Annotated in this window: 10 protein-coding genes; 1 reads left to right on the top strand and 9 read right to left on the bottom strand. The window is 69.7% G+C overall.

All coding sequences use genetic code 11. The features are described 5' to 3' along the window. Nucleotides 1-518: 518 nt before the first annotated feature. The 9 genes from Psi01_RS42150 to Psi01_RS42110 all read right to left on the bottom strand — a co-directional run bounded on the left by Psi01_RS42150 (nt 519) and on the right by Psi01_RS42110 (nt 12177). Entirely contained in the window at nt 519-2177 is a 1659-nt protein-coding gene (locus tag Psi01_RS42150) for an FAD-dependent oxidoreductase (RefSeq protein ID WP_204069821.1), read from the bottom strand. Beyond that, the gene (gene trxA, locus Psi01_RS42145; protein ID WP_204069820.1) at nt 2174-2602 is read right to left on the bottom strand and encodes a thioredoxin; all 429 of its coding nucleotides are present in this window, start codon (nt 2600-2602) and stop codon (nt 2174-2176) included. The genes Psi01_RS42150 and trxA overlap by 4 nt, the downstream gene beginning before the upstream one ends. Nucleotide 2603: 1 nt before the next feature. Further along, nucleotides 2604-5207: an ATP-dependent chaperone ClpB gene (clpB, locus tag Psi01_RS42140; RefSeq protein ID WP_239128439.1), complete on the bottom strand. Its 2604-nt coding sequence runs from the start codon at nt 5205-5207 to the stop codon at nt 2604-2606. 24 nt (nt 5208-5231) lie between these two features. Further along, on the bottom strand, nt 5232-5525 hold the full coding sequence (locus Psi01_RS42135; RefSeq protein ID WP_204069818.1) for a chaperone modulator CbpM: 294 nt from the start codon (nt 5523-5525) through the stop codon (nt 5232-5234). Continuing rightward, nucleotides 5522-6475, bottom strand: a complete 954-nt coding sequence (locus Psi01_RS42130) for a DnaJ C-terminal domain-containing protein (RefSeq protein ID WP_204069817.1) — start codon at nt 6473-6475, stop codon at nt 5522-5524. Before Psi01_RS42130 ends, Psi01_RS42135 begins: the two co-directional genes overlap by 4 nt. After that, nucleotides 6475-7011: a nucleotide exchange factor GrpE gene (locus Psi01_RS42125; protein WP_204069816.1), complete on the bottom strand. Its 537-nt coding sequence runs from the start codon at nt 7009-7011 to the stop codon at nt 6475-6477. The genes Psi01_RS42130 and Psi01_RS42125 overlap by 1 nt, the downstream gene beginning before the upstream one ends. A 1-nt stretch (nt 7012) precedes the next feature. Next, on the bottom strand, nt 7013-8908 hold the full coding sequence (dnaK, locus tag Psi01_RS42120; RefSeq protein ID WP_204069815.1) for a molecular chaperone DnaK: 1896 nt from the start codon (nt 8906-8908) through the stop codon (nt 7013-7015). A 34-nt stretch (nt 8909-8942) separates the two neighbouring features. After that, nucleotides 8943-9416 (bottom strand): YflT domain-containing protein, encoded by a 474-nt coding sequence (locus Psi01_RS42115; RefSeq protein ID WP_204069814.1) that lies wholly within the window; start codon nt 9414-9416, stop codon nt 8943-8945. 181 nt (nt 9417-9597) lie between these two features. Beyond that, nucleotides 9598-12177 carry a helix-turn-helix transcriptional regulator gene (locus tag Psi01_RS42110; protein WP_204069813.1) on the bottom strand — a complete coding sequence of 860 codons (2580 nt, stop codon included), beginning with the start codon at nt 12175-12177 and terminating at the stop codon, nt 9598-9600. A 170-nt stretch (nt 12178-12347) separates the two neighbouring features. On the opposite strand from Psi01_RS42110, the gene Psi01_RS42105 reads away from it, so the two are divergent. Beyond that, on the top strand, nt 12348-12776 hold the full coding sequence (locus tag Psi01_RS42105; protein ID WP_204069812.1) for a DUF2267 domain-containing protein: 429 nt from the start codon (nt 12348-12350) through the stop codon (nt 12774-12776). Nucleotides 12777-13419 lie beyond the last annotated feature (643 nt).

Raw genomic sequence — 13419 nt, 5'->3', positions numbered from 1 at the left:
TGGAAAACCTCCTGAACCCACAGCCGGACACTTTTAGTAGTCAATCAATTACTAACCGTCACACAGCAGAGGGCTCGAAACGATGATCTGATATCGCGAGGGCCAGAGGGGCGGCGCCACCAAGCGGTGCGGAGACCTGCCCTGCGGGCCACGCCGCCTACGCCGGGGCCCCTGGCTCGGCCTCCGCCATCGGCCGGCTAATGCAGCCGCAGCCACACACGGCGCCGACCTCGGAGAACCCTTGCACACCTGATGGGTATGGCACGTCGGACATGCCTATCCCGGCCATGGCCACCTGTAGAGCAGGGGTTGATCGGCAGGCTCCTCCACGAGTACTCACATGCAGTTCGAGCCGGGTGGATGAGATTTTCGGCAGCGCGGTGACCGGCGCATGCCGGCGGAGCCGCCCGACGGGCATGCCGAACGGTGGCGACATCGGCATCCTCAGTCGCCGGGCGTGAGGTCACCAGGACCCCGTCCCGGCTGTGGCACCGAAGACTGTTGATGCGCACGCGTCATCATCCCTGTCGATTCCCGGTCTTGGTGAACCTTTCGTGTACAAGGCGTATCGCCATGGCGCCCTCCCCGACCGCGGACGCGACCCGTTTGATCGACCCGCTGCGAACGTCTCCCACGGCGAACACGCCCGGCCGCCCGGTCTCCAGGGGAAGGGCATCCCCGTGCGACGAGCCGTTATCCGTGATGACGAAGCCCCGGTCGTCCAGCGCGACGGCGCCCGCCAGCCAGCCGGTGTGCGGATCCGCGCCGATGAACACGAACATCGCATTGGTCTCGATCTCGATGGGGTGCCCCGTCTGGTTGTTCTGGGCGCGGACGGCCCGCAGGGAGCCGTCCCCGAGCAGTTCGCGTACCTCGGTGTGGAACATGATCTCGATGCCGGGCGTCCGGCTGATCGCGTCGATGAGGTAGCGGGACATGCTCTCGCTGAGATCTCCGCTGCGGACGAGCATGCGCACCGACGAGGCGTTCCTGGCCAGGTAAAGTGCCGCCTGGCCCGCGGAGTTGCCGCCGCCGACGATGACCACCGGCGCCTGCCGGCACATGCGCAGCTCGAACGGCGTCGCCGCATAGTAGACGCCAGAGCCTTCGTATTTCTCCAGGTCGGGAACGTTGAGTTTGCGGTAGCGAGCGCCGGTGGCGATGATCACGGCGTGGCCCTGCACGGCAGGTCTGCCCTCGACGAGCACGCTGTAGTGGCCGTTGTCGGACTCCAGCCCGCTCGCCTCGGCCGGTACGGTCAGCCAGGCGCCGAATTTGGCCGCCTGGATGACGGCGCGTTCGGCGAGCTCGGCGCCCGAGATGCCCGACGGGAAACCGAGATAGTTCTCGATGCGGGAGGAGGTGCTCGCCTGGCCGCCCGTGGCGACCGCGTCGAGCACGACCGTGGTCAGGCCCTCCGAGGCCGCGTACACGCTCGCGGCCAGGCCCGCGGGGCCCGCACCCACGACGATCAGGTCGCACACGCCGTCGCCGCGCCGCGGTACGGGCAGGCCGACGGTCTTGGCCAGCGTGGCAACGGTTGGGTTGCGCAGCACCTGGTCTCCGCGCCAGATCACGACCGGCGTCTCCTGCGGGGAGATACCGAGCTGGCGCAGCAGCGCCTCCGCCTCCTCATCCTCCTCCAGGTCGATCCACCGATGCGGAAGCCTGTTACGGGCGGCGAACTCGCGCAGCCGGCGGGCATCGGGCGAGTAGCGGGAGCCGATGATACGGAACCCGGCGTCCATGCCGATCAGCAGGGTACGGCGGGTCAGGTAGGCGCGCAGGATGAGGTCCCCGAACGCGGGATCACCGGCCACCAGCGTACGCACCTGGTCGGCCCGGACGACCAGGATCTCGCCGGCCTCCCGCACGACCGCAGTCAGGAACGCGACCTGGCGGGTGAGCAGGCCCAGCTCGCCGAGGAAACGGCCGGGGCCGTGAACGGCGATCGTCCGCTCCTGCGCGCTGCCGTACCCCTCGACCGTGGCCACCTTGCCGCGCAGGATCACGATGAACTCATCGGCAGGCTCGCCCTCCCGGTAGAGGACCTCGCCGGGCGACACGGACCTGCGCTCGCCGCACCGCGACAAGTCCGCGATGCGACACTCATCCAGCCGGGGATAGGCCCCGTACAGGTCCGGTGTCTCGGGCAGGGTGGCCGGCGACCGCGTCATGACGGCGTCCTCAGCGTGTCCTCGACCCATTCGCGCAACTGGGCTGCCGGGGCCGCGCCGACGTGTTGAGCCGCGACGCGGCCCTCCTTGAGCATCATGAGCGCCGGGATGCCCGTGATGGTGAAGCGCTGGGAGAGGACCGGGGAGCGGTCCACCTCGATCTTGACGAGCTTCACACGTCCCGCCATCTCTTGGGCGACTTGTTCGAGCGCGGGCGTGACCATCTTGCACGGCCCGCACCATTCCGCCCAGAAGTCGACGAGTACTGGCAGGTCTGCCCGTTCGGCGACCTCCGCGAAGGTGTCGTCGCCGGCGTCTGCGATCCACGGCAGCGGCTGGTGGCAGTTGCCGCAGCGGGGCGTGCCCGAGGCAGCGTCCGGAACCTTGTTCGGCCTCCCGCAGTTGGTACAGCGCGCGATGTGCATGTCAGCTCTCCGGGGCGTAGAAGGTGACGTTCAGTTCGCCCTTGTCGGCGCCGACCACGATGGTCGCGCCGTCGGGGATGTCTCCGGTGAGCAGGGCCCGGCCGATCCTGGTCTCGACCTCGCGAGCGATGAACCGGCGCAGCGGCCGGGCACCGTAGACCGGGTCGTATCCCTGGTTGGCGATGAGCTTGCGGGCCTCCTCGGTGACCTCCAGGGTGAGCCGCCGGTCGGCCAGCCGCTGCCTGATGTCGGTGAACATCAGCTCGACGATCCGCTCGATCTCCGCCTCGGTCAGCGGCTTGAACAGCACGATGTCATCGATCCTGTTGAGGAACTCGGGCCGGAAGTGCCGGCGCAGCTCTGCCATCACGCCGTCGTGAGCCTCGGGCTTGATCTCGCCGTCGGGGGTGATCCCGTCGAGTAGGTGCTGGGAACCGATGTTCGAGGTCATGATGATCACGGCGTTGCGGAAGTCGACTGTGCGGCCCTGCGCGTCCGTCAGCCGGCCGTCGTCCAGGACCTGCAGCAGCGCGTTGAACACATCCGCGTGGGCCTTCTCGATCTCGTCGAAAAGCACCACCGAGTACGGCTTGCGCCGCACCGCCTCCGTGAGCTGCCCGCCCTCCTCATAACCGACATAGCCGGGAGGGGCGCCGACGAGGCGGCTGACCGTGTGGCGTTCCTGGTACTCGCTCATGTCGATGCGGACCATGTTGTCCTCGGTGTCGAACAGGGCCTCCGCGAGGGACCTCGCCAGCTCGGTCTTGCCCACGCCGGTCGGCCCGAGGAAGAGGAACGACCCGATGGGACGCTTGGGGTCCTTGATGCCTGAGCGGGCGCGGATGATGGCGTCGGCCACCAGCCGCACGGCCTCCTCTTGTCCGACGACGCGCTCGTGCAGAATCTGGTCGAGCTTGAGCAGCTTGTCCCGTTCGGCCTCCTGCAGCCGGGCCACCGGGATGCCGGTCCAGCGGGAGACGATGTCCGCGATCTCCCTTTCGGTCACCACCTCGCGCAGCAGCCGGTGGCCGTTCTGCCGGGTGCCCAGCCGCTCCTCCTCGGCGTGCAGCCGGCGCTCCAGCTCGGGCAGCTTGCCGTGGCGCAGCTCGGCGGCGCGGTTGAGGTCGTAGTCGCGTTCGGCCTGCTCGGCCTCCCGCCGCACGGCCTCTATCTCCTGCCGCAGGCTCTGGACCTTGCGCAGGGCGGAGCGCTCGGCCTCCCACTGTGCCCGCATCGCCTCGGCCTCGGCCCGCGTGCCCGCCAGTTCCTGGCGCAGTTCGGCAAGACGCTCCCTGCTGGCCGGGTCGTTCTCCTTGGCCAGCGCGGCCTCCTCGATCTCCAGCCGCATCACCCGCCTGGTCAGCGCGTCCAGCTCGGCCGGCATGGAGTCGATCTCCGTCCGGATCATCGCGCACGCCTCGTCCACCAGGTCGATCGCCTTGTCCGGCAGGAACCGGTCGGCAATGTAGCGGTGGCTCAGCGTCACGGCGGCGACGAGCGCGCTGTCCTGGATCTTCACGCCGTGGAAGACCTCCAGGCGTTCACGCAGACCGCGCAAGATCGAGATGGTGTCCTCGATCGAAGGCTCGTCGATCAGCACCGGCTGGAACCGGCGCTCCAGGGCGGCATCCTTCTCGATGTGCTTGCGGTACTCGTCCACCGTGGTCGCGCCGATCATGTGCAGCTCGCCCCGGGCCAGCATCGGCTTGAGCATGTTGCCGGCGTCCATGGCGCCCTCGGTCGCCCCGGCTCCGACCACCGTGTGCAACTCGTCCACGAACAGCAGGATCCGCCCCTCCGCCGCTTTCACCTCGTTCAGCACGGCCTTGAGGCGTTCCTCGAACTCCCCGCGGTACTTGGCGCCCGCCACGAGCGAGCCCATGTCCAGGCTGAAGACGGTCTTGTCTCGCAACCCCTCGGGCACGTCGCCGCGGACGATGCGCTGCGCCAGCCCTTCGACGACGGCCGTTTTGCCGACGCCGGGATCGCCGATCAGGACCGGGTTGTTCTTGGTCTTGCGGGAGAGGATTTGGATCACCCGCCGGATCTCCTCGTCACGGCCGATCACCGGATCGAGCTTGTCCGCCCGGGCGTCGGCGACCAGGTCACGCCCATACTTCTCCAGCGCCTCGTAGGCCACCTCCGGCATGGCCGAGGTGACTCGCTGATTGCCCCGTACGGCGGTGAGCGCCTCCAGGAACCGATCCCTGCTCAGGCCCTGAGCATGCATGAGACGTCCAGAGGCCGTCGTGGATCCCTCCTCGATGAGGGCCAGCAGCAGGTGCTCGACGGAGACGTACTCGTCCTTGAGCCGGCGCGCCTCCCGGTCGGCGGCGTCGAGCAGCCGCGACAGGCGCTGGGTGAGGAACACCTGACCGGGTGCCGCGCCCGGACCGCTGACCTTGGGCCGTCGCGACAGCTCGTCCTCCAGATCGGCGTGCAGGCGCTGCGGATCGGCGCCGGCCTGCTCCAGCAACCTGGGCGCCAGCCCCTCGGGCTGGTCGAGCAAAGCCAGCAGGAGATGCTCGCCGTCGACCTCGGTGTGGCCGAAGCGCAAGGCTTTGGTCTGGGCGTCGTGCAGGGCTTCCTGCGACTTTTGCGTCATCCTGTTCGGGTCCACTCCAGCCCCCTAGCGTGGTCGTGGGAGGTCGCGCAGGGCGGCCTCCAGCTCCTCGATCCGATCGAGGAGGTCGATCACCACGCCGATCGCGGCGTAGTTGATGGCCAGTCCTTCGTGCAACCGCTGGATGCGGGCCGCCGCCGCCACCTGGGCGGGCATGAAGCACAGCTCTCCCCTGGCGTTCCTGACCGGCTCCAGCAGGCCGAGCGCCACCAGCCGGCGCACGGCCTGCGGGTGCAGGCCGGTGGCCCGCGCGTAGGCGTCCAGGTCGAGCCGGACCTGGCGAACGAGCGCGTAGCTCATGAGCGCCTCCTGGGGTCGAAGTGCGAGACGGCGGCGAGCTGCTCGAACAGGCGCCGCTCCTCGTCGGTGAGCCTGGGCGGCACCATGATCCGGGACTCGGCGTAGAAGTCGCCCGCCGCCCCGCGCGGACTGGGCATGCCGCGTCCTTTCAGGCGAAGGCGGCGGCCCGTGGATGTGCCCGGCGGCACCTTCACCTTCGCCTCGCCGCCCGGGGTGTCGACGGCGACCGTGGCGCCGAGCGCCGCCTCCCAGGGGGCCAGGGGCAGCGGGGCGTAGATGTCGCGGCCCTCCACTCGGTAGCGGGGATGGTCGGCGATCCGCACGATCAGGTGGAGGTCGCCCGGCTGGGCTCCCTCACTGCCGTGCCCGCCCTGGCCGGCGAGCCTGATCCGCTGCCCGTTCGTGACACCGGGCGGGATCGTGACGTCCAGCCGCCTGCCTCCGGGCAGCGTGATGCTGCGACGCCCGCCGTGATACGCCTCCTCCACGGTCAGCGTCAGCTCCGCCTCCTGATCGGCGCCGGGCACCGGCCCCCACTGCCGTCTGCCCCGGCCACCGAACATGCCGCCGAGCAGGTCCTCCAGGTCGATGCCCTCGTCCGTGCCGAAGCCGAAGTCCTCGGCTCCGGCCGAGCGCCACCGGCCGCCCCCGGCGCCGGCCCGCGCTCCCGCGCCCGCTCGGCTGCGTGCGCGGGCCCAGTCCGCGGGATCGACGTCGGGCGGCACCTGGCGGAAATCGTGTCCGAACGCGTCGTAGCGGCGACGCGTCTCGGGATCGGAGAGCACGCTGTAGGCCTCCGAGATCTCCTTGAACCTGTCCTCAGCGCCGGGATCCTTGTTGACGTCGGGGTGGTAGGCGCGTACGAGCTTGCGGTAGGCCCGCTGGATCTCGTCGGCGTCGGCGTTCCGGTTGACGCCGAGCACCTCGTAGAAGTCCCGGCGTTCGGCCATCACTCCACCTTCTTCGCGACGGCCACGATCGCCGGCCTGAGCTGCCGTTCACCGTCGCCGTAGCCGGGTCTGAGCACCTCCACCACGGTGCCCGGATCGGCATCTGCCCGTTCGACTGTCGTCACCGCCTCGTGGCGGGCGGGATCGAAGGGCACGCCGCTCTCGTCATGACGGGGGTAGCCGAGCTTGTCGAGCAGGGTGACCGCCTGGTCCCGTACCGCTCGTACCCCTTCAAGGACGGCGCCCCCGCCCCCGTCGCCGCGGACCGCGTGGCTCAGTGCGAGCTCCAGGTTGTCCACGATGGGCAGCCACCCGGCCGCCACCTTGGACCGCTCTTCGGTCCTGATCCGCTCGGCGTCGCGGGCGCTGCGCTTGCGCAGGTTGTCCAGCTCCGCGACCGCCCGCAGCCACCGGTCCTCCAGCTCCGCCAGCTTCGCATCGGTCTCCGCCGGCGCGGCCGCCTCCGCGGGTACCTGCTCGCCCCGCGGGGTGGCCGGGCCGGCCTGGTCCCGGGTCTCGGATCTGTGCTCATTCATGTCACTCGGGCCTCGAAGTCGTGAATTCGGCATCGATCACGTCCTCGTCACTGCCGCTGGAGGCTTGTTCCGTCCTGCCCTGCGGCGGCACGCTCGGCCCGCCGCCCGCAGCGGCCCCCAGTCCGTGATAGACCTGCTGCAGCTCTCCGCTGAGCGTGCGTAGCCGGTCCACCGGCGCCTCTTCCTTGATCGCCTGCCTGGCGTCCTGGACGAGCTGCTCCGCCCGCGCCTTCTCGTGCACGGGCACGGCGTCGCCGAGCTCCTCCAGACGGCGTTCCACCTGGTAGGCGACCGAGTCCAGCTCGTTGCGCGCGTCGATGGCCTCCCGGAGCCTGAGGTCCTCCGTACGGTGCTGCTCGGCGTCGGCGACCATCCGCTCGATCTCCGACTTGTCCAGGTTGGAGCTCTCGCTGATGGTGATCCGCTGCTCGGCACCGGTGTCCTTGTCCCGGGCGGAGACGTTGAGGATGCCGTTGGCGTCGATGTCGAAGGTGACCTCGATCTGCGGCACCCCCCGCGGCGCGGGCCGGATGTTCTCCAGCCGGAAGCGCCCGAGCACCCGGTTGTCGGCGGCGCGCTCCCGCTCCCCTTGCAGGATGACGATGTCGACGGCGCTCTGGTTGTCCTCGGCCGTGCTGAAGACCTCGGTACGGCGCGCCGGGATCGTCGTGTTGCGCTCGATGACCTTGGTCATCAGGCCGCCGAGGGTCTCCACGCCCAGCGACAGCGGCGTGACGTCGAGCAGGACGACGTCCTGCACCTCGCCCTTGATGATCCCGGCCTGGACCGCCGCGCCGATGGCGACGACCTCGTCCGGGTTCACCGTCATGTTGGGGTCCTTGCCGTCGGTCAGCCGCCGCACGAGATTCTGCACGGCGGGTATCCTGGTCGACCCCCCGACGAGAATCACCTCGTCGATGTCCGCGGGCCTGAGCTTGGCGTCCTCCATCGCCTGCTTGACGGGAGGGACGCAGCGCTCGACCAGGTCGGCCGTGATCTGCTCGAACGTGGAACGCATGAGCGTGGTGTTGAGGTGTTTCGGCCCCGAGGCGTCCGCCGTGACGAACGGCAGGCTGATTGTGGTCTGGGTGACCTCGGAGAGCTCGACCTTGGCCTTCTCCGCCGCCTCGAACAGGCGCTGCAGAGCCTGCGGGTCGTTGCGCAGGTCGATGCCCTGATCCCGCTGGAACTCATCGGCCAGGTGGTCGACGATCCGGCGGTCGAAGTCGTCACCGCCGAGATGCCCGTCCCCGGAGGTGGAGCGGACCTCGACCACGCCTTCGCCGATGTCCAGGATGCTGACGTCGAAGGTGCCACCGCCCAGGTCGAAGACCAGCACGGTCTCATTGGACTTCTTGTCCAGCCCGTACGCGAGCGCCGCCGCCGTCGGCTCGTTGATGATCCGCAGGACCTCGAGCCCCGCGATGCGCCCCGCGTCCTTGGTCGCCTGGCGCTGGGCGTCGTTGAAGTACGCCGGAACGGTGATGACCGCCTCGGTCACCTTCTCGCCGAGATACTTCGCCGCATCCGCGACCAGCTTGCGCAGCACCAGCGCAGAGACCTCCTCCGGCGCGTACTGCTTGTCGCCGACCTGGAAGCGCACGGCTCCCTGGGGCCCCTCCACGACGTCGAAGGAGACGGCGTGCTGCTCGCTCTGGATCTCGTCGTAGCGCCGGCCGATGAAGCGTTTGGCGGAATAGATCGTTCCTTTCGGGTTGAGGATGGCCTGGCGGCGGGCCAGCTGGCCGACCAGCCGTTCGCCCTGATCGGTGAACGCCACCACGGACGGCGTCGTCCGGGAGCCTTCAGCGTTGGGTATCACCGTGGGGTGACCGTCCACCGTGGCGGCGATCACCGAGTTGGTGGTACCGAGATCGATGCCGACTGCCTTCGCCATTTCTCTCTTCTCCCTCGTGCTCCTTTTTCGGGTTCTATCCGGTCATTCCTCGGAGCAGTTGATGGGCCTTGGCCGCATGCTCCGACTCGACGAGGACCTCGTACCTGTCAGCGACGAGGGCGCTTTCGGAGACGAAGTCCCGCTGACCGCCCAGCATCGCGTGCGAGATCAATCCGAAGACCGCTCCCGCCATCGCACCCCACAGCAGCCCCCACAACACCACGGGCAACACGGCTGCGACCATGGTGGAGAAGACCGCCAGAAACAAGCCGATGAGGAACCCGAACCAGGCTCCGCTCGCCGCACCCCAGCCGGCCGCCCGCAGATAGGTCATGCGCGCGATGACGCGTTCCAGCGAGTGCAGGCCGGTGCCGACGATCAGCGTTCCCTCTACGGTGAACCCGTGATCGGACAGGTAGTCAACGACCTTTTGCGCCTCCTCGTAGCTGCCGTAACTTCCGATCAGTTCGCGGTTGGTCCTGATGGGGCCAGACAGCGCGACGGACATGGCTCCTTCTTTCCTGCTCAGGCTGAGACCTTCTGGGAGCTCGATGTGCCGGGCTCGGAGGCCTGCGCCTTGGGCACGGGTAATGACGCTCTTTTCCTCCCTTGTTTCGAGCCTTCCGCCCGCTCTTCGCGGCCACATCCCCCAGGTGGGTAGTCATCGCCGCGCCCCGTGCCGGCGCGGCTCAAGCGTGCCTGTCACCGGGCGGCGGATCGAAGCCGTCTCGTGTCTGCTCCGCCGCGAGCCGCGCGAGCTCGACCCGGGACCTGATGCTCAGCTTGCGGAAGACGTGCCTCAGGTGGAAGGCGACCGTGTGCACGCTGATGAACATCTGTTCGGCGATCTGCGGGTTGGTCCAGCCGTCCGCCGCGAGCGACGAGACAGCGTGCTCGGTCTCGGTCAGGCTGTCCCAACCGGAGACCGGCCGTTCGGCGTAGCTCCAGTGCCGGTGGCGCACCCCCATGCCGCGCAGCCTCCGGCGGACGCGCGCGGCGTCCCTTGCCGAGCCGATGTCGTCGTACGTGCCCAGGGCGCGCTCCAACCTCTCTGTGGCCTCCACGCGCCGGCCTGCGGCGGCGAGCACCTTGCCGAGGTCCTCCTCGGCGGAGGCTCGCGCCCACATGTCCTCGGCCCGCTCGGCGGCCAGGGCGAGGGCATCGCAATCCCTCTCGAGCAGGCCCCGGGCATGCGCGGCGGCGGCGCCCAACGCCGGAAATTCATGGTTGGCCGCGCCGAGTGCCTCTGCGGCGGCGACCACGAACTCGGCCGCCGCCCGGTCCTCCGCGTCCAGGGCGACCCGGGCCATCCAGGGGCCGGCCGCGGGTTCGATGGTGAGCATCAGCGGGCGGGGCAGCTCCGCAAGCAGGCTCATCGCGCTGCGCGGCCCGTCGCGGGCCTCCGCGACCTGCGCGGCCAGCAAGGTGTGCCGCAAGCGTGCCTCGGCCGTTCCCCCAGGCTGTTCCCCGAGATGATGCGCCGCTCCCTGCAGGTCGCCGCGCCGCAGCGCGACGGCGGCGAGCACCGCGCAGGCCGCCGCGACCGACAGCGGCGTGTTGAGCGCGCCGGCCAGGTCCAGGGCTCGCCTCGCCTCGGTGACCGCGTCGTCGAAACGGCTCGCGAGCAGCGCCAGGCGGGCCTCCAGCGTCGAGGCGTCCGCGGCCCAGGCCAGATGACCGTGGCCGAACATATCCTTGCGCGCCTGGCGGAGCATCGCCCGCGCCTCGTCCAGCCGGTGGACGTCGACGAGCACGCCCGCCGCGGTCAGGCATGCCTCATAGCGGCATTCCTTCGGAGAGCCGGCCCCGGCCAGCCGTCCGGTGCTCTCCGCCAGGGCCAGCGCGCCGGACAACCTGCCCTCGCGCCGCTCCGCGATGGCCAGGGCGACCAGCGCGGCGCTCCTGGCCGCGGGACCGTAACGGTTCTTCCCGTCGATGATCTCCTGCGCGTGCGCCCGCGCGGTGCCGTCGTCCCGCAGGCGCGCCATGGCGTACAACTGGACCAAGGTCGCCCGCTCGCGTACGTGGCCGGGTAGACCCGGGACCGCCAGCACCGTCTCGGCCTCGTGGATCGCCTCGTCTCCTCTGCCCGTCAGGTACATCGTGTCCGCCAGCAGGCAGCGCAGTTCGGCCGAACCGTACACGGAGCCGTGCTCGGCGAGGCGGCCCCGTACCATCTCCTCGGCCTCGTGCAGCCGCCCGCTGGCGATCGCCGCGTCTATGGCGGTGGAGGCCGGGCCGGTGAGCAGACGAGCCGGCCCCACCCTCTCAGAGCTCATGAGGACCCCGGACTGGTCGAGCAGGGACTGCCGCACCGACGGAGGGATGCCCGCGGCCACGATGTCCGCGACCAGTTCGTGACGGAGGGCCAGGCCGTTCTCGGTCACGATCAGGATGCCCGCGGCCGCAGCCTCCTCCGTGACCGGAAGCAGCGCGGCCGGCGTGGTGTCGAGCAATGACGCGGCGTGCTCCAGCGACAACGAGCGGCCGAGCACGGCGATCGTCTCCACCAGGCTCCTGGCCTTCGTGCTCAAGGTGTCGGTCCAGCCCTGCACCACGATCCGCAGCCGACCGGGCGGGCGGGCGGGCGCTGTGTCCCGCAGCAGCCCTTCCTCGCGCAGTCCCGCGAACAACTCGGTGATCAGCAGCGGATTGCCGCCGGTCCTAGCCGCCAGCGCCCGCGTCGCCGGATCGGACGATCTCCCGAGGGTGTCCTCGGTCAGCGCGACGACTGCGGCCAGTGACAGTGGCGCGAGCGTCACCCTCTCGGCCCCCTCCCGCTCCAGGATGTCGAACAGCGACACTGCCTGGCACGCGATCGGCGCGGTCGAGCGGAACATCAGCCAGCTGATGGGCCGGTCGTCCGGCAGGTCGTGCAGGGTGTGCACCATCCTCAGCGTCGCCGGGTCCGCCCGTTGCAGGTCGTCGAGCGCAGCCAGCACCGGCCCCGGGGCCAGTCTCTCGAGGCCCACCCGCAACCGCTCCAGGAGCAGCGGGCCAAACTCGGCGGCGCCGTCGCCGTCTCCCGGCTCGGACCGCAGGTCGAGGGCCTCCAGCAACATGCTGCACGGGGCGAGCTCGCCCAGCTCCTCCACCCTGCCCTGCACGACCCCGATCCCGCGTTCGGACGCCTCGGCGACGGCTTCGGCCAGCAGCCGGCTCTTCCCCAACCCCGGCTCGCCGTCCACCAGCAGCGTCCCGCCCTCACCTCGCCGCAACTTCTGCAGCAGGCCATCGACGAGACGCCATTCCCGATCGCGTCCCCGCATGATTCCTCCCATGGAGGGCCTCCCACGGCAGGAAGCGGGGAATCCCATGTCCGGCAAAATCTTTCGCTCCTGACGGGGACGACTACCCGGCTGGGGGATGTGACTCCACGCCCGCCTCGCCGAAGCTCGAACAGAGGCATGCCCGCCCAGGTAGGGAAGGGGTGAAGGAGATGGCGGAAACCGGTTATGCGCCGTTCAACCGTACGGTGGACAAGACGAACCGCGTGCTGCGGGAGATCGAGGAGGCGCACGGGTGGACGCCTGAGCGCCGCAACCAGTCCTACGCCGCTTTGCGCGCCGTGCTGCACGCGCTGCGCGACCGGCTGACCGTGGACGAGAGCGCCCAGTTCGCCGCCCAGTTGCCGCTGCTGATGCGCGGGGTCTACTACGACGGCTGGCGACCGAGCACCGTGCCGGTCAAGGCCTCTCGCAAGGAGTTCCTCAACCGCGTCTCCTGCGAGCTGGCATTCGAGTTCCAGGAGAGCGAGGAGGACCTGGTCAAGAAGGTTTTGCACGCGCTCAGGAAGCACATCAGCGACGGCGAGTGGCAGGACGTGAAGTCCACCATGCCGAAGGACCTGGCCTCGATCTTGCCCTGATCCCCGGCCTGATCCCCGATCGGCGACACACCGAACCTGCCCACCGAACTGGGCGTGAGGGTGGCGCGCCACCTGCCCGGCCGGTTGCGGGGGGGCTTCGCGCAACAGACGGACGGACCGGCGAGCTGCGGCTGCCGACCGCATAGGCCGGATTGAGCGTATGCGGCCGGGCGGCACGATCGCGTCGTCCGTCGAGCAGGTCGTCGCTCAGCCGCATCCCGGCGGCGCCGAACCGGCTCTCCAGGTGTTCCATGGTGCGTGGCCCCATGACGGCCGAAGGCGACACATTCCCTGTCACATGGGAGCCCCGCCAGTGATCCCCGGATGATCACCCGGCCCCGCCTCCGCCCGACAGCGCGCCGCGAGCGAGCTCGCACGGCGCGCCGTTGAGACCGCGGACACAGAGTTCATCCTCGTTCGTCCTCCGCAACGTTCGTCCTCCGCAACGCTGAGGATTTGCGATCCCCGTGACGATGGCCAAAGCCCTGATGCAGGCGTGCGCCCTGCAGCGCCGCCGGCTGGGCGGTCTCGATCGCTTGCGCCCCGATGCCGGCGCGGGCCGCCTCCAGCGAGGCTGCGCCCGCTGACCCGCCGCGACGCTAATAATCAGCCGTGGTTTATATAAGCAAGAGCCGGTATAGTA

This window comes from Paraplanobispora siamensis, assembly GCF_016863175.1.
In the GTDB taxonomy this organism is placed as follows: domain Bacteria; phylum Actinomycetota; class Actinomycetes; order Streptosporangiales; family Streptosporangiaceae; genus Planobispora; species Planobispora siamensis.
The sequence above is the reverse complement of the archived record's forward strand: the minus strand, read 5'-3'. Positions and strand labels throughout refer to the sequence as shown.